Annotated in this window: 24 protein-coding genes and 1 pseudogene; 16 read left to right on the top strand and 9 right to left on the bottom strand. The window is 68.2% G+C overall.

Annotated elements, in window-relative coordinates:
- Positions 1–202: pseudogene (locus tag G3N61_RS40270) on the bottom strand (hypothetical protein); the annotation flags it as partial.
- Between the two features lie 250 nt (positions 203–452).
- The gene (locus G3N61_RS15545) at positions 453–893 is read right to left on the bottom strand and encodes an Rrf2 family transcriptional regulator (RefSeq protein WP_205822946.1); all 441 of its coding nucleotides are present in this window, start codon (positions 891–893) and stop codon (positions 453–455) included.
- Positions 894–1,038: 145 nt separating this feature from the next.
- Between G3N61_RS15545 and G3N61_RS15540 the strand changes: the two genes are divergently transcribed.
- The 5 genes from G3N61_RS15540 (at position 1,039) to G3N61_RS15520 (ending at position 6,209) form a co-directional block, all read left to right on the top strand.
- Positions 1,039–1,953 (top strand): NAD(P)/FAD-dependent oxidoreductase, encoded by a 915-nt coding sequence (locus G3N61_RS15540; protein ID WP_205822945.1) that lies wholly within the window; start codon positions 1,039–1,041, stop codon positions 1,951–1,953.
- A 201-nt stretch (positions 1,954–2,154) separates the two neighbouring features.
- Positions 2,155–3,114, top strand: coding sequence for a LysR family transcriptional regulator (locus G3N61_RS15535; RefSeq protein ID WP_089453637.1), 960 nt, complete (start codon positions 2,155–2,157; stop codon positions 3,112–3,114).
- Between the two features lie 137 nt (positions 3,115–3,251).
- Positions 3,252–4,382 (top strand): DSD1 family PLP-dependent enzyme, encoded by a 1,131-nt coding sequence (locus G3N61_RS15530; RefSeq protein ID WP_205822944.1) that lies wholly within the window; start codon positions 3,252–3,254, stop codon positions 4,380–4,382.
- A gap of 110 nt (positions 4,383–4,492) precedes the next feature.
- A complete protein-coding gene (locus tag G3N61_RS15525) occupies positions 4,493–5,464 on the top strand; it encodes an ornithine cyclodeaminase family protein (RefSeq protein ID WP_205822943.1) in 972 nt (323 codons plus the stop codon).
- Between the two features lie 22 nt (positions 5,465–5,486).
- Positions 5,487–6,209 carry an HAD-IA family hydrolase gene (locus G3N61_RS15520; protein ID WP_205822941.1) on the top strand — a complete coding sequence of 241 codons (723 nt, stop codon included), beginning with the start codon at positions 5,487–5,489 and terminating at the stop codon, positions 6,207–6,209.
- Between the two features lie 127 nt (positions 6,210–6,336).
- Here the strand turns inward: G3N61_RS15520 and G3N61_RS15515 are convergent, their stop codons facing one another.
- Together G3N61_RS15515 and G3N61_RS15510 are read right to left on the bottom strand one after the other, a co-directional pair.
- Entirely contained in the window at positions 6,337–6,954 is a 618-nt protein-coding gene (locus G3N61_RS15515; RefSeq protein WP_043178344.1) for a glutathione S-transferase family protein, read from the bottom strand.
- Positions 6,955–7,042: 88 nt separating this feature from the next.
- Positions 7,043–7,411, bottom strand: a complete 369-nt coding sequence (locus G3N61_RS15510) for a hypothetical protein (protein ID WP_205822939.1) — start codon at positions 7,409–7,411, stop codon at positions 7,043–7,045.
- Between the two features lie 81 nt (positions 7,412–7,492).
- Here G3N61_RS15510 and G3N61_RS15505 point away from each other — a divergent pair, with 81 nt between their 5' ends.
- Positions 7,493–7,960 carry a MarR family transcriptional regulator gene (locus G3N61_RS15505; protein WP_205822937.1) on the top strand — a complete coding sequence of 156 codons (468 nt, stop codon included), beginning with the start codon at positions 7,493–7,495 and terminating at the stop codon, positions 7,958–7,960.
- A 25-nt stretch (positions 7,961–7,985) separates the two neighbouring features.
- On the opposite strand, the gene G3N61_RS15500 is transcribed toward G3N61_RS15505, so the two are convergent.
- Entirely contained in the window at positions 7,986–8,588 is a 603-nt protein-coding gene (locus tag G3N61_RS15500; protein WP_205822935.1) for a TetR/AcrR family transcriptional regulator, read from the bottom strand.
- 117 nt (positions 8,589–8,705) lie between these two features.
- Between G3N61_RS15500 and G3N61_RS15495 the strand changes: the two genes are divergently transcribed.
- Both G3N61_RS15495 and G3N61_RS15490 read left to right on the top strand, forming a co-directional pair.
- Positions 8,706–9,752, top strand: a complete 1,047-nt coding sequence (locus tag G3N61_RS15495; protein WP_205822933.1) for a saccharopine dehydrogenase NADP-binding domain-containing protein — start codon at positions 8,706–8,708, stop codon at positions 9,750–9,752.
- Positions 9,749–10,510 (top strand): isocitrate lyase/phosphoenolpyruvate mutase family protein, encoded by a 762-nt coding sequence (locus G3N61_RS15490; protein WP_043178355.1) that lies wholly within the window; start codon positions 9,749–9,751, stop codon positions 10,508–10,510. The genes G3N61_RS15495 and G3N61_RS15490 overlap by 4 nt, the downstream gene beginning before the upstream one ends.
- A gap of 65 nt (positions 10,511–10,575) precedes the next feature.
- On the opposite strand, the gene G3N61_RS15485 is transcribed toward G3N61_RS15490, so the two are convergent.
- Positions 10,576–10,917, bottom strand: coding sequence for a hypothetical protein (locus G3N61_RS15485; protein ID WP_205822932.1), 342 nt, complete (start codon positions 10,915–10,917; stop codon positions 10,576–10,578).
- A 15-nt stretch (positions 10,918–10,932) separates the two neighbouring features.
- On the bottom strand, positions 10,933–11,328 hold the full coding sequence (locus tag G3N61_RS15480) for a hypothetical protein (RefSeq protein ID WP_205822931.1): 396 nt from the start codon (positions 11,326–11,328) through the stop codon (positions 10,933–10,935).
- 359 nt (positions 11,329–11,687) lie between these two features.
- Here G3N61_RS15480 and G3N61_RS15475 point away from each other — a divergent pair, with 359 nt between their 5' ends.
- Positions 11,688–12,245: a carboxymuconolactone decarboxylase family protein gene (locus G3N61_RS15475; RefSeq protein WP_205822930.1), complete on the top strand. Its 558-nt coding sequence runs from the start codon at positions 11,688–11,690 to the stop codon at positions 12,243–12,245.
- A gap of 47 nt (positions 12,246–12,292) precedes the next feature.
- Entirely contained in the window at positions 12,293–13,138 is an 846-nt protein-coding gene (locus G3N61_RS15470; protein WP_205822929.1) for a helix-turn-helix transcriptional regulator, read from the top strand.
- Between the two features lie 30 nt (positions 13,139–13,168).
- Here G3N61_RS15470 and G3N61_RS15465 read toward each other — a convergent pair whose 3' ends face one another.
- Positions 13,169–14,383, bottom strand: coding sequence for an MFS transporter (locus tag G3N61_RS15465; RefSeq protein ID WP_089453648.1), 1,215 nt, complete (start codon positions 14,381–14,383; stop codon positions 13,169–13,171).
- A 70-nt stretch (positions 14,384–14,453) separates the two neighbouring features.
- Between G3N61_RS15465 and G3N61_RS15460 the strand changes: the two genes are divergently transcribed.
- The 5 genes from G3N61_RS15460 (at position 14,454) to G3N61_RS15440 (ending at position 19,554) form a co-directional block, all read left to right on the top strand.
- Positions 14,454–15,503: an AraC family transcriptional regulator gene (locus G3N61_RS15460; protein ID WP_205822928.1), complete on the top strand. Its 1,050-nt coding sequence runs from the start codon at positions 14,454–14,456 to the stop codon at positions 15,501–15,503.
- Between the two features lie 161 nt (positions 15,504–15,664).
- Positions 15,665–17,017 carry an MFS transporter gene (locus G3N61_RS15455; RefSeq protein WP_043178367.1) on the top strand — a complete coding sequence of 451 codons (1,353 nt, stop codon included), beginning with the start codon at positions 15,665–15,667 and terminating at the stop codon, positions 17,015–17,017.
- A 26-nt stretch (positions 17,018–17,043) separates the two neighbouring features.
- Positions 17,044–17,691 carry an RraA family protein gene (locus tag G3N61_RS15450; protein WP_244912127.1) on the top strand — a complete coding sequence of 216 codons (648 nt, stop codon included), beginning with the start codon at positions 17,044–17,046 and terminating at the stop codon, positions 17,689–17,691.
- 89 nt (positions 17,692–17,780) lie between these two features.
- Complete coding sequence (locus G3N61_RS15445; RefSeq protein ID WP_089453651.1) at positions 17,781–18,575, top strand: class II aldolase/adducin family protein; 795 nt, start codon at positions 17,781–17,783, stop codon at positions 18,573–18,575.
- 52 nt (positions 18,576–18,627) lie between these two features.
- A complete protein-coding gene (locus tag G3N61_RS15440; RefSeq protein WP_179258839.1) occupies positions 18,628–19,554 on the top strand; it encodes a glyoxylate/hydroxypyruvate reductase A in 927 nt (308 codons plus the stop codon).
- 19 nt (positions 19,555–19,573) lie between these two features.
- Here G3N61_RS15440 and G3N61_RS15435 read toward each other — a convergent pair whose 3' ends face one another.
- Positions 19,574–20,536: a LysR family transcriptional regulator gene (locus G3N61_RS15435; protein ID WP_043179194.1), complete on the bottom strand. Its 963-nt coding sequence runs from the start codon at positions 20,534–20,536 to the stop codon at positions 19,574–19,576.
- Positions 20,537–20,677: 141 nt separating this feature from the next.
- Between G3N61_RS15435 and G3N61_RS15430 the strand changes: the two genes are divergently transcribed.
- Positions 20,678–21,907: a Zn-dependent hydrolase gene (locus G3N61_RS15430; RefSeq protein WP_205822927.1), complete on the top strand. Its 1,230-nt coding sequence runs from the start codon at positions 20,678–20,680 to the stop codon at positions 21,905–21,907.
- Positions 21,908–21,930: the final 23 nt, after the last annotated feature.

The following is a 21,930-nucleotide window of genomic DNA, read 5'->3' as shown; positions in this document are numbered from 1 at the left end:
ACCTGCGCGCGGCATGGGCCGACGTGCTCAAGCGCGCGAAGCTCGTCCAGCACCACAAGATCTCGCGCGAGGAGCTGTCGGTGCGCGAACACATGAGCCTGATCCTGCGCCGGCTGCAGAACGCGCGGTTGCCGAGCACGGAGAAGAACGTCCCGACGGCAAGCGACAGCCGGCCGAAGAAGGACAGGTTGGATTCGGGCATGGGGTCTGGACTCCTGTGGGCTCGCGACATGGCGAGCGATCTTGCCTGGGCACCCGGCGGCGGCGTGCGGATTGCGCACTGCCGCCGCCCGGCGCGTGATTCGGTCGCGCCCTCGCGGGTGCGGAAAACCCGTATTTTGCCCTGTGGCGGGCGAACCGGGCAGAAGTTGGGGGACAGAACGTTGCGACGCAACGGTTTCGGCCGCGCCGGATCGCACGTCGGCCGCGCTCGGCCGCGATGCTGCGACGCGTCAGCGCGGCTTGCGCCGCCGGGCCGCCTTCGCTTCGAATTCGCGCGACAGCATGCCGAGCGTGACTTCGCCGAAGCGGGCCAGCAGCGTCGTCTCGGCCTCTTTCAGCGTCGTCGACAGGTGCGCGTTGACGGCCTGCTCGACCAGGCACTCGGCCTCGTCGTCGGTGACGAGATCGGAGAACAGCGGCGGCTCACCCACCGCGCGGTAGACGTCGAGCAGCGTGATGTCGTCGAGCGCGACACTCAGCACCCATCCGCCGCCATGCCCCTTCTCCGACTGCACGTAGCCGCGGTCGCGCAAGCCGCCGAGCAGGCGCCGCACGACCACCGGATTCGTGCACAGCATCGTCGCGATCGCTTCGGACGTCATCGGGCCGTCGACCTGGTCCATGTGGATCAGCGCATGCAGCATGCGCGACAAGCGACTGTCGGTTCTCACAAGCGGCGCCCCCTCTCTCGAAACTTTTGAAGTTGCGTGAATGATACCATCGCCCTATCATGCAACTTCTCGTGTTTCATGAGTTGGGTTGGCCGTGATCGGAACACGTCAGTCATTCACGCAGGTTCAGGAAAGGAGAAGGTGCATGCATGGCCCTCATGAAGTGATCGTGATCGGCGGCAGCTTTGCGGGGCTGTCGGCCGCGATGCAGCTTGCGCGGGCGCGCCGCCGCGTGCTCGTGATCGACGCCGGCCGGCCGCGCAACCGCTTTGCCGCGCACGCGCACGGCTTTTTCGGGCAGGACGGCAAGCCGCCCGCGCAGATCGTCGACGAAGCCGCCGCGCAACTCGCCGCGTATCCGACCGTGCGGCGCATCGCGGGCGACGTGCGCACGGCCGGGCGCGCTGCGGACGGTCGCTTCCACGTGACGCTGGCCGACGGCAGCCGTGCGAGCGCCGACCGGTTGATCCTCGCCACCGGCATCCGCGACGAACTGCCCGCGCTGCCGGGGCTCGCGGAGCGCTGGGGCGTCAGCGTGCTGCATTGCCCGTATTGCCATGGGTACGAGGTGAGCGGCCAGCGGCTCGGCGTGCTCGCCACGCATCCGCTGTCCGTGCATCAGGCGATCCTGATTCCGGACTGGGGCCCGACGACGTGGTTCACGCAGGGTGCGGCCGAAGCGAACGAAGAAGAGGCCGCGTTGCTCGAGGCACGCGGGGTGCGCATCGAGCGGTCGCCGGTCGTTGAAATCCTGGGCGATGCGCCGCGTATCGAAGCATTGCGGCTCGCTGACGGGCAGGTCGTGTCGATCGATGCGCTGTTCGTCGGTGCGCGCACGGCCATGGCGAGCGATCTCGCGCAGCAGCTCGGCTGCGCATTCGACGACGGGCCGCTCGGCCCGGTCGTTCGCGTCGATGCGGGGAAGCAGGCGAGCGTCGCCGGCGTATTCGTGGCGGGCGACGCATCGACACCGATGTCCAACGCAACGTTCGCGTCGGCGTCCGGTGTGATGGCCGGGGTCGCCGCGCACCGGTCGCTGATTTTCGGGCTCGACCGGTAACGGTGTGTGGTGCCGCGGGCTGCGTGATGCGAAGCGGCGATCCGATTCGATTCGATTCGATTCGATTCGATTCGATACACGGTCACCGCGATCCGCATCCGCATCAATGGATTCGCGTCATGCGAAGCGTTGGTGTGATCCAGTTCGATACGCTGACACTGCGATCCCCATCGATGGATTCGCGTCGCGATGTGCGGTTTAATGCTCGGCACATCCAGCATTAAGAGACATGAAATGCTCGACCTCGACGACCTTCGACTCGTGCGCGCGATCGGCACGTCGCGCTCGCTGGCCTCGGCCGCGCGGCTGCTCGATCTCACGCCGCCCGCGGTCACGATTCGCCTGCAGCGGATGGAAGCGCGCCTGAACGCACGGCTCGCCGTGCGGCAGCCAAAAGGGATCGCGCTGACCGACGAAGGGCAACGGCTGTACCAGGAGGCCGTCGACATTCTCGAGCGCGTGGAGGCGCTGCCGGTCAGCATCTCGGGCGACCACGGCGACGTGCGCGGCACGCTGCGTGTCGTCGCCCCGCTCGGCTTCGGGCGAAAGTACGTCGCACGGATCGTGCGCGACGTGCAACGCGCGCATCCGAAGCTCGACATCGCGCTCCACCTGTCGGAGAGCCCGTTGACCGGTGCATCGGGGGCCGACGTGGTCGTTCACGTCGGCAGCCTCAAGTCGTCGTCGTGGATCGGGTATCCGCTCGCGCCCAACGCGCGCTTTCTGTGCGCGAGCCCGGCCTATGCACGCCGCCTCAAGGAACTGAACCATCCGTCCGACCTGGCCCGCTACGACTGCCTGTGCCTGCGCGAGAACGACGAGGACATCCCGCGATGGCGCTTCTCGCAAGGCGGTGACGCCAAGGGCGAGCCGAGGCGGTCCGCCGTGATCCGCGTCACCGGCGCGCTGTCCTCCAACGACGGCACCGTCATCACGGAATGGGCGCTGGCCGGCCTCGGGATCGTCGAACGCTCCGAGTGGGACGTCGCCCCGCTGCTGGCGAACGGCAGGCTCGTCCGCTTGCTGCCCGACTGGCATCTGCCGCCCGCGCCGGTGACGGCGCTGCTGCCGTCGCGCACCGGCCGCTCCGCGCGGCAACGAGTGTTTCTCGAAGCCGCGACGCGGTTTCTGAGCCCGCCGCCGTGGCGCGGCAAGGCGTGAGCCGCGTCACGATCCGCACGATCCGCACGATTCGGTCGATTAAGCGGCGTTTAATGCCGGATTAGCCATGCGTTAAACACGGGGCCCGTCGACACCCCTACAGTGTCCGCATCGGCAACCCTCCGAAGCAACGCATCGTGGACCTTCAAACCCTCAACACCCCGGCCGCCCTGATCGACGTCGGCCGCATGCGTCACAACATCGGCCGCATGCAGGCGCATCTGGACGCGCTCGGCGTCAGGTTCCGGCCGCACGTCAAGACCACCAAATGCGCGCACGTCGTCGATGCGCAGATCGCCGCCGGCGCGCAGGGCATCACGGTGTCGACGCTCAAGGAAGCCGAACAGTTTTTCGCGCACGGCATCCGGGACATCGTCTACGCGGTCGGCATCGTGCCCGCGAAGCTGGGCCAGGCGCTCGCGCTGCGCCGGCAAGGTTGCGACCTGAAGCTGGTCGCCGACAGCCTGCCGGCCGCGCACGCGATCGCCGAATTCGGGCATGCGCACGGCGAGCGCTTCGACGTGTGGATCGAAGTCGACGTCGACGGCCACCGGTCCGGGATTCCGCCCGAGGCCGACCTGCTGATCGACGTGGGCCGCGCGCTGGTCGACGGCGGGATGGCGCTCGGCGGGGTGCTGGCGCACGCGGGCTCCAGCTACGAATACGACACGCCCGACGCGCTGGCGGCAATCGCCGAGCAGGAACGCAGCCGCACCGTGCGGGCGGCGGAGCGCCTCCGGGCCGCGGGGCTGCCCTGCCCGGTCGTGAGCATCGGCTCGACACCCACCGCCCTCGCGGCGCAACACCTCGACGGCGTCACCGAGGTGCGTGCCGGCGTGTACGTGATGTTCGACCTCGTGATGCACAACATCGGCGTGTGCGGCCTGACCGACCTCGCGCTATCGGTGCTGACCACCGTCATCGGGCACCAGGAAGAGAAAGGCTGGGCGATCGTCGACGCGGGCTGGATGGCGATGAGCCGCGACCGCGGCACGCAGCGCCAGGCGCGCGATTTCGGCTACGGGCAGGTCTGCACCGAACACGGCGACGTGCTCGGCGACTACGTGATGAGCGCCGCCAACCAGGAGCACGGGATCGTGTCGCGCGCGGGTTCGCCCGACGGCGGCATCGCACAACGCTTTCCGATCGGCACCCGCCTGCGCATCCTGCCGAATCACGCGTGCGCCACCGGCGCGCAACATCCCGAGTATCAGGCCATCGGCGAAGACGGCGACGCGCAGACGTGGCCGCGCTTCTACGGATGGTGAGCCCAACCGCGCGACCGCGCCGCCCATCGATTCATTGACTATTTATCCAAATCTGGACAAAATTTAAACCCCCTCCCCGATTCGCCGTGCACCGGAAAGGCCAACCCGACATGCCGACAGACGCCCGACTCCTGCTTCTCGACCGCGACGCCGTCGAACCCGCCCTCCAGGCCCCGCAAGTAACGGCGGCGGTTCGCGAAGCCTTCGTGCTGCACAGTCAACGGGCCGGACGCGTGTTCCCGGTGGTTCGCGAGAAGCTGCACACCGGCGGCGTGTTCGGCATCAAGTCGGGCGACGTTGCGTGCCAGGATCTGCTCGGTTTCAAGGCGGCCGGGTTCTGGCCCGGCAACCGGGCGCTCGGCGGCGAACCGCATCAGGCCACCGTCGCGCTGTTCGATCCGGCCACGGGCCGCCCGCTGTGCATCATGGACGGCAATGCGATCACCACCGCGCGAACCGGTGCGGCCGGCGGCCTCGGGCTGCAACTGCTCGCGCGTCGCGACAGCACGCGAATCTGCGTGTTCGGCACGGGCGTGCAGGCACGGGTCCAGCTCGACTACGCGCTCGCGCTGCTGCCGCAACGGTGCACGGTGCAGTACGTGAACGTCAGCGGCGAGCCGGATCCGGTGTTCGAATCGGCCTTCCGGGAACGATGCGCGATCGGCGTGGCCCGCGACCGGAACGACGCGGTGGCCGACAGCGACGTGGTCATCACCGCAACGCCGGGCGGCGGCGCGCTGTTCGATGCGGATGCGGTTCAGCCGGGCACCCACCTGACCTGCGTGGGCGCCGATACCGCCGGCAAGCGCGAGCTTCCGGCAGGCGTGCTGGCACGCGCGCGCATCGTCGTGGACGATCACGATCAGGCGCGCAGCATTGGCGAATGCCAGTGGGCGCCGGATTTGCCACGCACGGAAATCGGTGACATCCTCACCGGAACCGCGTCGGTCGAGCGCGCACCGCACGAGATCACTGTCTTCGACATGACCGGGCTCGCGCTTCAGGACCTGACCGTCGCACGCTTCCTGTATCGGCAGGCCCTCGAAAACGGCACCGGAATCGCCATTCCGTGGCCCTGGTAAACGAAACTCCCCGTCAATCGCCATGCGTCTCACCCAAGTTTCCGCCCTCTCGTTCGACCTGGACGACACCCTGTGGCCGTTCGGGCCGGCCGTCGTACGGGCCGAAGCCGCCCTCCGCGCGTGGCTGATCGAGCATGCGCCCGGTACCGCGAGCGTGCTGCCCACGCAGCAGGCGCTGAGCGAGCTACGTGAGGAATACGAACGATTGTGCCCCGAGCTCGCCGGCGACTTCCGAGCGATGAGAATCGGCTCGATCAGGCTGGCGCTGGAGCGTGCGAACGAAGATGCCGCGCTCACCGAGCCTGCGTACGCCGCCTTCTATGCCGCACGCAACCGGGTCGAATTCTATGAAGATGCGCTGCCGGCACTCGCGTGGTTGAGCGCGCGCTTCCCGTTGATCGCGGTGACCAACGGCAACGCGGATCTGCAGCTGACCGGCGGCGGCGAATTCTTTCGTGCGACGCTCAGCGCGCAGGCGTTCGGAGTCGCGAAGCCAGCGCCCGGGATCTTCCATGCGGCGGCGCAAACGCTCGATGTGCAGCCGGCGGAATTGCTGCATGTCGGCGACGACTATCACCTCGATATCGTCGGCGCATTGAACGCGGGACTTCAGGCAGCGTGGGTGGTGCGCGATACCCATCCGGAAACGGAGCGTGTTCAGCCGCAGGCCGGGACGCCGCACCTCACACTCAGCGACCTGTCGATGCTGTGTCGCGCGCTCGGCGGGCCTGACACCGTAGCGTGAGCGCCTGCGTGCGCCGCATTCGCGACGCACGCTTCCCCGCCATGACACGCGGCTGACCACCGTTCGCCGATGACGCAAATGCAGCGACCGGCCACGCCGATGCGACGCATGACCGGCCGCCGCCCATTCACGCCGCCTTGCGCGCGTCCGCGATCCGTTGCGGCGCCTTCGGCCGCGCATACAGCCGTTCGAGATACGCACGCAGCTGCGGGAACGATTCGATCAAGTTGCACTCGCCCGCCCAATCGATCAGGTAGGCCGTCACGCAATCGGCCACCGTCAGCGTGTCGCCGACGATGAACGCGCGCCCTTCGAGATGCTTGTCGAGGATCGCGGCCATCGTCTTGAAATCCTCGCGCGCCAGTTCGATATCGGCCGGCGAGCGCTTCTCCGGCGGATAGATGAACGAATGCCGCGTGATCCGCCACAGCGGCTGCTCGAGCTCCGTCACCGCGAACATCACCCACCGGTAAGCCTCGGCCCGCAGCGCCGGATCGACCGGCAGCAGCGCCTTCTCCGGGTACTTGTCCGCGAGATACAGCACGATCGCGGCCGACTCGGGAATCACGAGGTCGCCGTCCACCAGCACGGGCACCTTGCCGGCCGGATTGAGGCGCAGGAATTCGGGCCGCTTGTGCTCGCCCTGGAGCAGGTTCACCGAGATGAACTCGAAATCGGCATCCAGTTCTTTCAGCCCCCACAGCGCGCGTTGCGAGCGGGTGCCGGCAAATCCGTAAAGCTTCATCGCCAGTCTCCATCCAGAGTGTCGGGAAAATCTCCACTTGCCGGCCACGGCGCATCGCCGATACGCGATGCGCGGCCTCGCCCGTCGTTCACGCGCCGGGAATCGCCAGCACCGGCATCACGTCGATCGCCACGCCCGGGAACAGCGTGAAATGCGGATGGCCTTCGAACAGCGCGGCCGCGGCTTCGTGCGACGCGGCCCGCACGACGGTGAAACCGCTCATTGCGTTCGCCGTGTCCGTGACGCCGGCCGCATCGATGGTCTTGGTCTTGCCGAGCGGCCCGCCCATCTCGACGATCGCGTCGCGATGCCGGTCGACCCACGCATGCCATGCGGCGATGCCGTCGCGCTCGCGCGTGCGCCGCGCGTCTTCCGGCAGCGCCATCCAGGCCTTCATGGCCGGGCTATCCTTGGTCCCGAGAAATACCGCGAGATACAACTGCTGTTGAGCACTCATGCTGTCTCCTCCGGTGACGGACGCGACGGGCTGCCGCGCCTCGACCTTGACACGATAGGTTGATATCAACACAATTGCAACATGGCACGAAAAGAAAAGCTCCCTTTCGAAACGACGCTGATGGTGCGCGATTGCTGCCTGTGCCTGCACATGCAGCGCGCGGCGCGTAATCTTGCGCGGATTTTCGACGATGTGCTGCGCCCGCTGGATCTGACCAACGGCCAGTTTTCGCTGCTGATGTCGCTGAACCGGCCCCAGCCGGCGCCGATGAAATCGGTCGCGTCGCTGCTTGCGATGGACCGCACCACGCTCACGGCCGCGCTCAAGCCGCTCGAGCGGCGCGGCCTGGTCACGATCGCGCAGGATCCGGACGACCGGCGCAGCCGCCTGCTCGAACTGACGCCGGCCGGGAACGACCTGCTGGCCGAAGCGTTTCCGCTGTGGCAGCAGGCGCATGCCGAGATCGAACGGCCGTTCGCGCCCGGGGAAGTCGATCAGTTGCGCGGCCAGTTGCGCGCGCTGTCGGTCGATCCGGCCGCTCGCGACTGAACTGGCGCGCGGTTCGCAGCGGCGGCTAGGACGCTTGCTTCCGCCCCTTTTTCGGCAACAGCAGTTGCGCGAATTCCTGCAGGAAGGCCACGGGCCCGTGCGCATGCAGCGCCTGCCCGCTGCTCAGCGCACCGTCGATGACGGTCGCGAGCCGCAATGCGAAGGTTTCCGGCTCGTCGACGCCGATCGCCCCTGCCAGCTCGGTCAGCCGGCGCCGTAGCTCCTGCTTGTGCGCGACGGCCACCTTGCGGGCCGGATGGTTGCCGTCCGCATATTCGGCGGCGATGTTGATCTGCGGGCAGCCGCGATAACCGGGGCGCGCAATGCGTTCGCCGAGCCATTGCAGCTGCGCATCCAGTTCCTCGCGCGGCGTGCGCCGGTATTGCACGGCCACCGCATCCCAATGCGCCCAGAAATCGGCGTCCTCGCGCAGCAGGAACGCTTCGATCAGGTCGTCCTTCGTCGCGAAGTGCCGATAGAGGCTCGTCTTCGCGACGCCTGCCTGCGCGACGATCAGGTCCACGCCGACCGCGCGCGTGCCCTCCCGGTAGAACAGCTCACTGGCCGTTTGCAGAATGCGTTCGCGCGTATCGGGCGCGTTCGCTGATGTACCTGTTTCCTTTTTCATCCCGACCCGGCCGTGCTGGCCGCCCCTACCGCAACAGTGATCGGATCATAGCACCGCGTGCTTGACGACGCTACAGGTCTGTACTATAAAACAGACCGTTCTGTAGCGGAGTTGATCATGGATGATCGAATGACGGTTGCAGTCTATGGCGCCACGGGTCATACCGGGCGGTTTGTGGTCGCCGAACTGGCGCGGCGCGGCCTGCGCGCGATCCGCATCGGCCGCGATGCCGCGCGGCTCGCCGAAGACGGCGGCGACACGACGCTCGCGCGCGTCGCCGCGATCGACGATCCGGCCGCGCTCGACGCCGCATTGCGCGGCGCGGCCGCGGTGATCAACTGCGCGGGCCCGTACCTCGATACCGCGCTGCCGCTGGCCGATGCCGCGCTGCGGTCCGGCATCCCCTATCTCGACCTGACCGCCGAGCAGCCGTCGGTGCTGGCACTGGCCGAACACTGCGATGCGCGGGCGCGCGCCGCGGGCGTGACCGTCGTGCCGGCCGCGGCGTTCTACGGCGGCCTGGCCGACCTGCTCGTCACGGCCGTCGTGGACAAGAACCAGCCGATCGAGCGCGTCGACATCGCAACCGGGCTCGACCGCTGGCACCCGACGCGCGGTACGCGCGTGACGGGCGAACGCAATCGCGCGGTGCGGCTCGTGCAGAAGGCCGGCAAGCCGACGCCGGTGCCGTCGACCGCACGCGAACGCGCATGGCCGTTCCCGCCGCCGATCGGCCGCGTCGACGTGACGCTGCTGCCGTTTTCGGAAGTGATGACGCTGTCGCGTCACCTGCGCATCGATACGATCGAATCGTGGCTCGCGACGCTCGCGCTGCGCGACGTGCGCGATACGGCCACGCCGCCGCCCGAGGCGACCGACTCACTCGGCCGCTCGGCGCAGCAGTTCGCGATGGACGCAATCGTCGTGCAGGGCGGCACGACGCACCGCGCGACGGCGTCCGGCCGCGACATCTACGCGGTCAGCGCCCCGATCATCGTCGAGGCAGCCGTGCGCCTGATCACGGGCGACACCGTGACGTCAGGCGGCGTGCGCAGTCTAGGCGAGTTGTTCGACGCGCGCGACTTTCTCGCGGCGCTCGATTCGGTGGCAGTATCGTTCGGCACGACAACCGACCCGGTTTTCCACAAGGAGACACAGGCATGAGCAGCAATGAGAAAGGCGCGTATTTCCGTTCGCTTCACCGCGCGGGCCAGCCGCTGGCGCTGTTCAACGTGTGGGACGCCGGCAGCGCGCGCACGGCGGCCGACGCGGGCGCCGTCGCGCTGGCAACCGGCAGCTGGTCGGTCGCGGCGGCCAATGGTTTCGTCGACGGCGAGCAGATGCCGCGCGCGCTGATGATGGAAGTGCTCGAACGGATCACGCGTGCCACGGACCTGCCCGTCACCGTCGATCTCGAAAGCGGGTACGGCGAGCGGCCGGAAGATGTCGCCGAGACAATCGCGCTGAGCATCGACGCCGGCGCGATCGGCTGCAACCTCGAGGACAGCTTCCCGGCAACGGGTGAATTGCGTGACGTCGATGCGGCGGCGGCCCGTCTCGCGGCAGCCCGCCACGCTGCGGATCGCGCGGGCGCCGACTACTTCATCAACGCGCGTACCGACGTGTTCTTCAAGGCGCCGGCCGATACGCACGACGAGCGCCTGCTCGATGCCACGCTGGCCCGCGCACGCGCGTACGCAGCGGCCGGTGCCGACGGGTTGTTCGTGCCGGGGCTGCGCTCGCCCGCGCTCATTCGTGCGCTGACGGCCGCCTCGCCGCTGCCGGTGAACGTGATGCGCGTCACGGCCACACCGACGCTCGCCGAATTCGCGGCATACGGCGTGGCCCGCATCAGCCACGGGCCGTATCCGTACCTGCAGGCGATGAAGACGCTGGCGGAGATGGTCAGGCAAGGCGGCTGACGCACGTTTCATCGCGATCCAGGGCGGGCCGGCATCGCAATGCCGGCCGCACGCCGCACCGACCGTCACAGATCGCCGGGCTTCTCCCAGACCTTGACGTGCTCCATCGCCCGCTCGACGTCGTCCATGTCGTCGGCGCCGAGCGACCGATCGAATTTCGCGGTGATGATCTTTCGCACCTCCGCCAGCCGCCGGGTCACGCGGCCCTCGTCGATGAACCGGTTGGTTTCCTGCGCATAGTCCGGATCCGGGCCGGCAGCGGCTGCCGGGCCAGCGTGATAGTAGCGGCCGATATTGCGCAACGAGATGAGGATGTACTCGATCTCCGCGAGCACACGCAACGCCTCCTCGCCGGACAGTTCGATCGTTTCGTTATCCTTCTTCATCTCGCGTTCCGTCGTGCGCATGCGTCGATTGCCTGGCTATTTCCGGATGTCGATACCGTCGCGCCCGACGGTGTGGTCGAATTCGATCTCGCGAACGTCGAATGCGGGATCGGGTGCCCTGCCGGCCAGCACCTGAAAAACATCGCGAACATAGTTCTCCTTGTCGGTCACGTCGTCCAGCGGAATCGCGTGCGGCACGATGCCACGCCAGTGCGCCAGCCATGAACCCGACACCAGCACATACTCCAGTGCGTCGACGACGCGCGACCGGGATTCGGCACCGTACCGCTCGAATCGGGTTTTCATCTGCTGGAGCAGCCACGCCCGCCCGTCATCGGAGTTGATGGTGAAATCGTCCAGCTCGTCATCGGTCATGATGAACAAGCACGTGTACAGCGGCGACAGATAATTGAAGTTGATTACCGTCTTCATTGACCCAAGCGCTTCAAGAATGCTGTTGTTGCGTGGAAAAATCCGGGAAGCCCGTCGCGCCGCGCATGCGAACGGCCAACGCGGCCGCGCCCTCCCCCCAACACCGGCCAACGATCGCCCGCCCTTTCCGGCCACCGGCACCAGCATCGCGCCACGGATGCTCGCACATCATACGATCGCATGCGCGCGCCACGCGAATCGGCCCGCTGGACCCGGGTGTGCCGCGCGATCGATGCGCGCCGTTCGCCGCCCCGTCACGCCGGATGATTACATCGCATGTAATTGGCGCACGACACGACCGCTCCTACGCTTCGGGTGTCGCGCCGCCATTCCGGCGGCGCCCCTCCCCCGGAGACATCATGTCCGCCTATCCGCTTCACACCATCGACTCCGCGCCGGCCGAATCGAAGCCCGTCCTCCAGCAGCTCCAGCACACCTTCGGCGTGATTCCGAACATCGCGGCGGCCATGGCCGCATCGCCGGTGCTGATCAACGGCTTCATCGGCCTGTTCGAGCGCGTGCACGCCAGCAGCCTCACCGAGCCGCAGATCCAGACGCTCCTGCTCACCAACGCGGTCACGAACGCGAGCGAGTGGCCGGTCGCCTTCCATACCGCGCTTGCGCTGAAACAGGGTGTGACCCACGCCGACGTCGATGCGATCCGCCGCGGCGGCCTGCCCGGCGATGCGACACTGGCCGCGCTGTCGGCCACGGCGCGCAAGCTGATCGACACCCGCGGCCGCCTGGCCGATGCCGACCGGCAGTCGTTCCTCGACGCCGGCTTCAGCGCCGAACAGTTGCTGGAAGTGATCGCGGTGGTCGCCGCGTCGACGATCACGAACTACGTCGGCAGCGTGACGCGGCCCACGCTCGAAGCGCCGTTCGACGCATTCGCGTGGCATGCGAACGCCGCGTGAGTCCGATATAGTCGATCGGTCGCTCATGGAACGCCGAGGGAGGCACGATGCACGCCAGCCGTCGCGATCGGCACGCGCCGCAGCATGAACTGGGCCAGTTGCTGCGCTACTGGCGCGACGTGCGCGGCGTGAGCCAGCTGGACCTGTCGCTCGATGCGGGCATTTCGCAGCGCCAGATCAGTTTCATCGAAAGCGGGCGCAGCGTGCCGGGCCGCGACACGCTGCTGACGCTCGCGCAGACGCTGGACGTGCCGCTGCGCGAGCGCAACGCGCTGCTGCTCGCGGCCGGCTATGCACCCGTGTATTCGGAAGCGCCGTGGGACGCGCAGGAGATGCAGGGCGTGATCGGCGCGCTGGAACGGGTCGTGCGCCAGCACGATCCGTTTCCGGCGATCGTGATGGACCGTCACTGGAACGTGCTGATGACCAACGACGCGGCGCCGCGCTTTTTCGGCTGCTTCATCGACATGGCCGCGCGCGACGGCCCGCGCAACCTGCTGCGCCTGATGTTCGATCCGCACGGCATGCGGCCGTTCCTGGCCGACTGGGATACCGTGTCGCGCAGCCTGCTGCAGCGCGTGCAGCGCGAATCGGTCGGCCGCGTGATCGACGACGACACCCGGCGGCTGCTCGACGACCTGCTCGCCAGCCCCGATGCGCCGCGCGACTGGAAAACGCCGCTGGCGCCGGCCGCCGCGCCGTCGCTGCCGGTCATCCCGATCGGCTTCGTGCACGAAGGCGTCGTGCTGCGTTACTTCTCGCTGGTCACGACGGTGGGTACGCCCCAAAGCGCCGCCGCGCAGGAGCTGCGCATGGAGTGCATGTTCCCCGCCGACGACGCGACCGAAGCGCGCCACCGGCAGTTGCTCGACGCGCACGCACCGGTGCGCTGAGCGGCGGGCCGAACGGCCCGCCGGTGCGACTCACTCCGCCAGCGGCACGGACACCACGCCGACACGCTTCGGCACGCCGGTCACGATCGTCGCAACCGCGACGGCCAGCACGACGGCTGCCGCAACGAACACGCCGGCCGCGCCGTTCGCGTCGAATACGACACCGCCGGCTGCCGCGCCCGTCGCGATCGCAAGCTGGATCGCCGCGACGATCAGCCCGCCTGCGCTCTCGGCTTCATCGGGCACGGTACGCGTGACCCACGTCGACCAGGCGACGGGCACGCCGCCGAACGCCATCCCCCACAACGCGACGAGCACCGCGTCGATCATCGGCGCACGGCCGAGCGCGACGAGCGCGACGCCGAGCACGACCATCAGCGCCGGCATCCCGATCAGCATCGGCCGCAACCGGTGTTCGAGCACGCGGCCGGCGAGCGACGTGCCGACGAAGTTCGCGATGCCGTAGCCGAGCAGGATCGCCGACAGCCCGTTCACGCCGACGCCCGCGACCTGTTCGAGGAACGGCCGCAGGTACGTGAAGAACGCGAAATGCCCGGTGAACACGAGGATCGTCGCGAACATGCCGAGGCCGACGGTCGGCCGGCGCAGCACGTCGATCAGCGTGCGCAGCCGCGTCGTGCCGCTCGGCGGCATCGACGGCAGCGTGATGATCTGCGACACGAACGAAACGGCGCCAAGCACGGCCGCGATCAGGAACACGTTGCGCCAGCCGATCAGGTGACCGAAGTAGCTGCCCATCGGCGCGGACGCGATCGTTGCGACCGCCACGCCGCTGAAGATGATCGACAGCGCGCGCGGCACCATCGCCGTCGGCACGAGCCGCATCGCGGTGGCCGTCGCCATCGTCCAGAAACCGCCGAGCGCAATGCCGAGCACGACGCGGCCGACCAGCAGCACGCCCAAGTTCGGCGCGAACGCGACCGCCAGGTTCGAGGCGACGAGCAGCACCGAGAACACGAGCAGCACGCGCCGCCGGTCGATCGTGCGCGTCAGCGCCGAGATCAAGAGGCTCGTGACGAGCGCGACCGTCGCGGTGGCCGTGACGGCCTGCCCGGCCACGCCTTCGGTCACGCCGAGGCTGTCGGCCATCGGCGTCAGCAGGCTGGCGGGCAGGAATTCGGCCGTGACGAGCCCGAAGACGCCGAGCGTCATCGCGAATACCGCGCCCCAGGCCGGTTCGCGGGGGGCCGCCGTCGAGGCGGCCGTGGAGATTCCGGGATTCATGCGTGGTTCCGTGTCGGTTAGGGAAAGTACTGATGAGGGCGTATCGTAAGGAACCACGTCAGGACGGTCTATGACATACAATCCGCTCTTGTTGATCGATCGTCCGAATCTCAAAATGTCCGAGCCCCTGCTGCCTCCCATCCCCGACGTGCACGACCTCGTCAGCGAGCTGCTGCTGGGGATGCGCCTGAGCGGCGTCCAGTACCGCCGCATCCAGGTCGCGCGGCCGTTCGGGCTGAATTTCGGCCATGTGACGGGCCGCGCGCAGTTCCATTTCGTCGGGCGCGGGCCGGTGCTGCTGCGCGACGCGTCGGGCAACACGATGCGGCTCGAGGCCGGCGACGCGATCCTGCTGCCGCATGGCGGCATGCACGCGCTGGTGTCGGACCCCGATGCACCGTGCCGCGAGATCAACGGTTTCGAGGTCGCGAAGATCTGCGATACGGTGGCGTCGGTCGCGTCGGCCGGCGTGTCGCCGGCCAGTTGCGCGACGACCGAGCCGGGCGCCGGCGATGCGCTGATCTTCAGCGCGTGCATGGAGCTCGACCTCGGCGGCATGCAGCCGCTGGTCGGCACGATGCCCGAGTTCATGCACGTCGGCACGCTGCTCGCGCGCTACCCGGAAATCCGCCCGATGCTCGACGCGATGGAGCGCGAAGCATGCTCGGCGCGCGCGGGTTTCGCGGGCATCCTCGCGCGGCTCGCGGACGTGGTCGCAGCCTTCATCGTGCGCGGCTGGGTCGAGTGCGGATGTGGCGATGCGACGGGCTGGGTGCAGGCGCTGCGCGAGCCGAAGCTCGGCCGCGCGATCGTCGCGCTGCATCGCGACCCGGGCCGCAACTGGAGCGTGGCGGAACTCGCGACCGAAGCGGGTGTGTCGCGCTCGGTGTTCGCCGAGCGCTTTCTCGCGGCCACCGGGATGACGCCCGTGCGCTACCTGACCGAACTGCGGATGCGGCTCGCCGCACAATGGATCACGCGCGACCACGAGACGATCGAGGCCGTCGCATACCGGCTCGGCTACGGCTCGCTCGCCGCGTTCAGCCGCGCGTTCAAGCGCGTGGTGGGCAAGCCGCCGGGCGCGGTGCGCGCGGACGGCGAGGTGGTCAGCCCGCACTGAACCTCGCCGGCAATCACCGGATGCATCATCAACGCGACTAATACAAAGAATCAGAAAACGCACTTTTACTTATTGTTTTTGGCTTCCGATAAAGGCGCACATGCCGCGCACGCCGCGCGGTCCGTCATCTCAACGCTGACCGCCCCACCCCGGAGAAAGCCATGGCCACGGTTCGTCCCGCCGCCTCATCCCCCGCCCTTCCTGCTGCGCCCAACGACCTGAAGCGCATCGCCATCGCGAGCGTGATCGGCACGACGGTCGAATGGTATGACCTGTTCGTCTTCGCCACCGCGTCCGCGCTCGTCTTCAACAAGGTGTTCTTCCCGAGCTTCGTGCCGCTCGTCGGTACGCTGCTCGCATTCGGCACCTTCGCGTCCGCGTATCTCGCGCGCATCGTCGGCGCCGCGCTGTTCGGCCATTTCGGCGACCGGCTCGGACGCAAGTCGATGCTGCTCGTGTCGCTGGTCCTGATGGGCTGCGCGACGTTCGCGATCGGCCTGTTGCCGGGCTATGGCGCGATCGGCATCTGGGCGCCCGTGTCGCTGCTGACGCTGCGCATCGTCCAGGGGCTCGCGCTCGGCGGCGAATGGGGCGGCGCGGTACTGATGGCGGTCGAGCATGCCCCGGCCGGCAAACGCGGCCTGTTCGGTTCGTGGGTGCAGATCGGCGTACCGGCCGGCACGCTGATCGCGAATCTCGCGTTCCTCGTCAGCAGTGCGATGTTGTCGCCCGCGGCGCTGCTCGCGTGGGGCTGGCGCATTCCGTTCCTCGCGAGCGCACTGCTCGTCGGTGTCGGCCTGTATATCCGTCTGAACACGACGGAAACGCCGACCTTCGCGAAGGTCAAGGAATCCGCTGCGCAGGTGAAGCTGCCGATCGCCCAGGTGCTTGGCCGCTACGGCAAGCAGGTCGTGCTTGGCGGCGTCGCGACGATGTCGACCGGTACCGCATTCAACCTGATGGTCGCGTTCGGGCTCACCTACGGCACCCAGACGCTCGGCTATTCGCGCGGCGCGATGCTGTCGATCGCGTTGATCGCCTGCGCGCTCTGCATCGTGATGCTGCCGCTGTTCGGCCGCCTGTCGGACCGCATCGGCCGCAAGCCCGTCATCATCGGCGGCATTCTGGCCGAGGCGCTGTTCGCGTTTCCGATGTTCTGGCTGCTCGACAGCCGCGAGTTCTCGCTTGCGCTCGCCGGCTACCTGCTGATGATGACCGCGTTCGCGGCAAACTACGGGCCGATCGCGACCTTCCTCGCCGAACTGTTCGGCACCGAAGTGCGCTATTCGGGGCTGTCGGTCAGTTACATGCTGTCGGGCCTGCTCGGCAGCGCCGCCACGCCGATCGTGACGACCGCGCTGCTGTCCGCGACCGGGCGCGGCTCGTCGGTCGCGTGGTACATGGTTGCGTCCGCACTGGTCTCCGCGCTCGCGCTCCTGCTGCTCACGGAAACGCTGAAACGCGACCTGTCCGCGCACGCGCACCGCGACGAACCGGTCGGGGAACGCGCATGAGTCCGGCCAGCCGAACGGCGAATCCCGTGACACCCGCCCTCGATCCGTCGCTCGTGCAGCAACTGCGCGACGTGAGTCTGCCGACGCTCGGCCATTTCCTCGACACCGGCTTCGCACAACCGATACTGCGTGCGCTCGTCCCCGGCGTAAAGCTGGTGGGCCGCGCGGTCACGCTGCAACTGCGCAGCCCTGACGCGGTCGCGGTCAATCGCGCGCTGGCCCGCCTCGCGACGGGCGACGTGCTCGTGATCGACATGCAGGGTGACCACATGCATGCGTGTGTCGGCGCGGTCACGGCGACGGCCGCGCAATGTACGGGGGCGGCCGGCATCGTCGTCGACGGCGCGGCGACCGATCTGCACGAGCTTCGGCAGATCGGACTGCCCGTCTTTGCGCGCGGCACGAGCGCGTTGACGACCAAGCGCCTCGACGACGGCGCCAGCGCATTCGGCCTGTCCGTCCAGTGCGGCGGCGTGACGGTCGCGCCAGGTTCGATCGTGATGGCCGACGACAACGGCGTGCTGTTCGCCGACCCGGCGACGCTCGCCGCCGTCATCGACGCCGCGCTCGCGTCGGATCGCGCGGAACCGGCCCTGCTCGCCCGCCTGCGGGCCGGCGAACCGCTATCCGACGTGCTGTCCGTCACCGCGCAGCACGACCATTCGCCACGCTAATGATCCGCATTAGCACAATGAAATTGACGGGCCGCCCCGCGCGGGCGAACACTACCCCGCCATCAATGCCTGAACATGGAGAGACACCGATGCGATCCTTCGAAGACGCACGCCTGCCGGCCGGCGCGCACGACTGCCCGCCCGACGAATGGGCGATCCGTACCGACCTGGCGGCACTGTACCGCCTCGTCGCGCATTTCCGCATGACGGACATGATCGACACGCACATCTCGGCGCGCCTGCCCGGCGACACACCGACTTTCCTGATCAACCGCTACGGTGTGCTGTTCCACGAGATGCGCGCGTCCGATCTCGTGAAGATCGACGCGCACGGCAACGTGATCGACACGCGCGCGGCCAGCGAGCCGGCGCGGTTCCGCGTCAACGCGGCGGGCTTCACGATCCATTCCGCGGTTCATGCCGCACGGGACGACCTGCACTTCGTCGTCCACACGCATACCGCGGCAGGCATCGCCGTGTCCGCACAGGAACACGGCCTGCTGCCGATCAGCCAGCATGCGCTGAAGTTCTATGAAAAGCTGGGCTATCACGACTACGAGGGCATTGCGCTCGACCTCGCCGAACGCGACCGGCTGGTGCGCGACCTGGCCACGCACAAGGCGATGATCCTGCGCAACCACGGCCTGCTTGCGGGCGGCGCCACCGCCGCCGAGGCGTTCCACGAAATCTACTTCCTCGAACGCGCGTGCCAGGCGCAGGTGCAGGCGATGGCCGGCGGCGCGAAGCTGATCGTACCGCCCGCCGACGTCTGCCGGCGCACGGCCGCGCAATTCACGCGCGACGATTCGGCCGACATCGCCGACACCGCGTGGCGCGCGGCGCTGCGCCTGATCGACGATCCCGCGTCCGACTACCGCTGCTGATACTCCTTCGTCATGCGCCGGCCCTCCGTGCCGGCCTCTGCCACTGCTCCCGATGACTACAATCGCACTCCTCAGTAAAAACTATGACATGTCGCACCTCGTCGAATCGATCCGGCGTGCGGCGCCGGCCTTCGACGTCGTGATGCACGGCGAACCGGGCGCTGCCGACGCGGAAATCGCCGCGTGCTGGGATCCGCCTCACGGCGCGCTCGCCGCGATGCCGAACCTGCGGCTCGTCCACAGCATCGCGGCCGGCGTCGACAACATCCTCGCCGATCCCGCGCTGCCCGCGTTGCCGCTGTGCCGTGTCGTCGATCCGCAGCATGCGCGCGGCATGAGCGAGTTCGTCGCCTGGGGCGTGCTGCATTTCCACCGCCGGCTCGACCTCGCGATGCGCAACCAGCAGGCGGCGCGCTGGTTTCGCCCGGACCAGGCGCATCCGTCGCAATGCACGGTCGGCATCATGGGGCTCGGCGAGATCGGCGGCCGTGTTGCCGTCGATCTCCAGCAACGCGGTTACGCGGTCCGCGGCTGGGCGCGCCAGCCGCGCGCGCTGCCCGGTATCGACCTGTTCGAGCACGACGACGGCCTGCACGCGTTTCTCGCCGGCACCGACATCCTCGTCTGCCTGCTGCCGCTGACGGATGAAACGCGTGGCATCCTGAATGCGACCACCTTCGATCGGCTGAAGCCCGGTGCGAAGCTGATCCACGTCGGACGCGGCGAGCATCTCGTCGTCGCCGATCTTGCCGCGGCGCTCGAACGCGGCCAGCTCGGCGGCGCGCTCGTCGACGTGTTCCCGGTCGAGCCACTGCCCGCCGACGATCCGCTCTGGCGCGCGCCGAACCTGATCGTCACGCCGCACATGGCGTCGGTCGCCAGTTCCGACACGATTGGCCAGCAGGTCGCGCAAAACGTACAGCGGCTGCTGGACGGCGAACCGCTGCGCAATGTGGTGGATGTCGCACGCGGCTACTGAACGCCGGCCGCCGCCCGAGTCACGGCGCGGCCGGTGCGTCGGGCGCCTCGTGGCGGTCGAGAAACGCGTTCAGCGCGTCGACGAACGCCGCCTCGGCCGCATTGAGCTTGCGGTCCTGCGACCACAGGAAGTGGATGTCGACGTCGGCCACGCCTTCGTCGGGCGGCAGGCGCTGGAAACGTCCGTGCGCGATGTCATCCCGGACGATGTGCTCGGGCAGGCAGCCGATCCCGAGCCCCGCGAAGATGAAGCGCTTGACCTCGGCCATGCTCGACGACGATGCGATCACGCGCCCGGTGAATCCCATCTCGTCGCGGAAGATCGTCAGCGGCGACATGTGATCGCCGACCTTGTCGCCGGTGAACGACACGAACGGCAGACCGGCCAGGTCCGCCGTGCGCAGGCCGTCGCGCCCGAACAGCGGATGGTGACGCCCGCAGAACAGCGCGTAATGCTGGCGCAGGAACACGCGGGCGTCGATGCGTTTCGGCAGCGCGCGGCGCGGCGTCAGCCCGAGCGTCAGCGCCCGCTGTTGCAGGCTGTTGACGACGTCGGCGCTGCGCATCACCTGACTTTCGAACTCGATGCGTGGATAGGTCCGATGAAACTCGGCGAGGAAATCGTCGTACGCGGGAAAGTCGATGCCGCTGACGATCCCGATGCGCACGGTGCCCGAAATGTCGTGATCGCGATCGACGTCGGCCAGCGACAGCCGCGAGATCGTGCCGTAGATGTCTTCGGCGATCTGCTGCACCTCGATGCCTGCCTGCGTGACCTCGATGCGCGGCCCGTGGCGGTCGACGAGACGCAGGCCGAGTTGATCCTCGAGCCGCCGCAACGCCTGGCTCACGGCCGGCTGCGTGAGGTGCAGGCGCATCGCCGCGCGACTCACGCTCTGCTCGCGCGCAATCGCGAGAAAGGTGCGCAACAGGTTCCAGTCGAGGCGGTCGTTCAGGTAGGTGTCGGGGCGGTCTTTGCTCATCACGGGGCTCGCGGCTTCATTATTCGTGAAAATTATACTCAGGATAACGATTAAAAATTGGACTAATTATTTTTGATTTTCGATAAAGACGACACGATGAACACCGGCCCTTGGGCGGCCGACCGATCAGGAACCTCGACGATGCTGAAGATCAATGCGGAGCGGCTCTGGCAGAGCCTCATGGACATGGCGCAAGTGGGCGCGACCGCGAAAGGCGGTGTGCGCCGCCTCGCGCTGACCGACGAAGACGCGGCCGGCCGCGCACGCTTCGAGACGTGGTGCCGGGACGCGGGGCTCACGCTCACCGTCGATCGCGTCGGCAACCTGTTCGCGCGGCGCGCGGGCCTGCGGCCGGACGCGGCGCCCGTCGCGAGCGGCAGCCACCTCGATACCCAGCCGGAAGGCGGGCGCTTCGACGGCGTGTATGGCGTACTCGCCGCGCTCGAGGTCGTGCGCACGCTGAACGACGCGGGGATCGCCACCGAACGGCCGATCGAGATCGTCGTGTGGACCAACGAGGAAGGCGCGCGGTTCACGCCCGCGATGCTCGGCTCCGCCGCGTTCACTGGCGTAATGCCGCTCGACGCCGCGCTCGCGTCATGCGATGCGGCGGGCGCAAGCGTCGCCGATGCGCTCCGCGCGAGCGGCTATGCGGGCGAGCGCGCCGTGCCCGGCGCGCCGTTCGACGCCTATTTCGAAGCGCATATCGAACAAGGGCCGGTGCTCGAGGAAAACGGCGTGCCGATCGGCGTCGTCACGGGCGGCCAGGCGATCCGCTGGCTCGACGTGCGCGTCGCGGGCCAAGCCGCCCATGCGGGCACGACGCCGATGCAGTACCGGAGAGATGCGCTGTTTGCCGCCACCGACATGGCGGCCGAACTCGAGGCGATCGCCGCCGAATACTTCCCGCTGGGACTGACGACGATCGGCGAATGGCAGATCCGCAACGCGTCGCGCAACACGATCGCGGGCGACGTCACGTTCACGGTCGACCTGCGCCATCCGGACGACGCGGCGATCGCCGACATGGAAGCCGCCGTGCGCGCACGTTTCGGCAAAGTGGCCGCGCGGCGCGGCGTGTCGGTCGCGATCGAGCAACATTGGGTCAGCCCGGCGACGCCGTTCGATCCGGCCTGCGTCGACACCGTTCAGCACGCGGTCGACACGCTCGACTATCCGAACCAGCGCATCATCAGCGGCGCCGGACACGACGCGATCCATCTCGCCAAACACTGCCCGACCGCGATGGTGTTCATTCCGTGCGTCGGCGGGTTGAGTCACAACGAAGCCGAAGACGCGCTGCCGGCCGATGTGGCGCGCGGTGCGGACGTGCTGCTGCACGCGATGCTCGCACGAGCGGTGCGCGCGTAAGCGGCCCATCCCCACGTTGCGCC

This window comes from Burkholderia sp. Ac-20349, assembly GCF_017104865.1.
Lineage (GTDB): Bacteria > Pseudomonadota > Gammaproteobacteria > Burkholderiales > Burkholderiaceae > Burkholderia > Burkholderia aenigmatica.
The sequence above is the reverse complement of the archived record's forward strand: the minus strand, read 5'-3'. Positions and strand labels throughout refer to the sequence as shown.

Coding starts and splice junctions, on each gene's coding strand:
- G3N61_RS15465 (WP_089453648.1), bottom strand. CDS start 14,383: ATGAATCCCGGAATCTCCACGGCCGCCTCGACGGCGGCCCCCCGCGAA.
- G3N61_RS15475 (WP_205822930.1), top strand. CDS start 11,688: ATGTCCGCCTATCCGCTTCACACCATCGACTCCGCGCCGGCCGAATCG.
- G3N61_RS15495 (WP_205822933.1), top strand. CDS start 8,706: ATGGATGATCGAATGACGGTTGCAGTCTATGGCGCCACGGGTCATACC.
- G3N61_RS15535 (WP_089453637.1), top strand. CDS start 2,155: ATGCTCGGCACATCCAGCATTAAGAGACATGAAATGCTCGACCTCGAC.
- G3N61_RS15500 (WP_205822935.1), bottom strand. CDS start 8,588: ATGAAAAAGGAAACAGGTACATCAGCGAACGCGCCCGATACGCGCGAA.
- G3N61_RS15515 (WP_043178344.1), bottom strand. CDS start 6,954: ATGAAGCTTTACGGATTTGCCGGCACCCGCTCGCAACGCGCGCTGTGG.
- G3N61_RS15430 (WP_205822927.1), top strand. CDS start 20,678: ATGCTGAAGATCAATGCGGAGCGGCTCTGGCAGAGCCTCATGGACATG.
- G3N61_RS15505 (WP_205822937.1), top strand. CDS start 7,493: ATGGCACGAAAAGAAAAGCTCCCTTTCGAAACGACGCTGATGGTGCGC.
- G3N61_RS15510 (WP_205822939.1), bottom strand. CDS start 7,411: ATGAGTGCTCAACAGCAGTTGTATCTCGCGGTATTTCTCGGGACCAAG.
- G3N61_RS15480 (WP_205822931.1), bottom strand. CDS start 11,328: ATGAAGACGGTAATCAACTTCAATTATCTGTCGCCGCTGTACACGTGC.
- G3N61_RS15490 (WP_043178355.1), top strand. CDS start 9,749: ATGAGCAGCAATGAGAAAGGCGCGTATTTCCGTTCGCTTCACCGCGCG.
- G3N61_RS15485 (WP_205822932.1), bottom strand. CDS start 10,917: ATGCGCACGACGGAACGCGAGATGAAGAAGGATAACGAAACGATCGAA.
- G3N61_RS15435 (WP_043179194.1), bottom strand. CDS start 20,536: ATGAGCAAAGACCGCCCCGACACCTACCTGAACGACCGCCTCGACTGG.
- G3N61_RS15470 (WP_205822929.1), top strand. CDS start 12,293: ATGCACGCCAGCCGTCGCGATCGGCACGCGCCGCAGCATGAACTGGGC.
- G3N61_RS15455 (WP_043178367.1), top strand. CDS start 15,665: ATGGCCACGGTTCGTCCCGCCGCCTCATCCCCCGCCCTTCCTGCTGCG.
- G3N61_RS15520 (WP_205822941.1), top strand. CDS start 5,487: ATGCGTCTCACCCAAGTTTCCGCCCTCTCGTTCGACCTGGACGACACC.
- G3N61_RS15440 (WP_179258839.1), top strand. CDS start 18,628: ATGACTACAATCGCACTCCTCAGTAAAAACTATGACATGTCGCACCTC.
- G3N61_RS15525 (WP_205822943.1), top strand. CDS start 4,493: ATGCCGACAGACGCCCGACTCCTGCTTCTCGACCGCGACGCCGTCGAA.
- G3N61_RS15460 (WP_205822928.1), top strand. CDS start 14,454: ATGACATACAATCCGCTCTTGTTGATCGATCGTCCGAATCTCAAAATG.
- G3N61_RS15540 (WP_205822945.1), top strand. CDS start 1,039: ATGCATGGCCCTCATGAAGTGATCGTGATCGGCGGCAGCTTTGCGGGG.
- G3N61_RS15445 (WP_089453651.1), top strand. CDS start 17,781: ATGCGATCCTTCGAAGACGCACGCCTGCCGGCCGGCGCGCACGACTGC.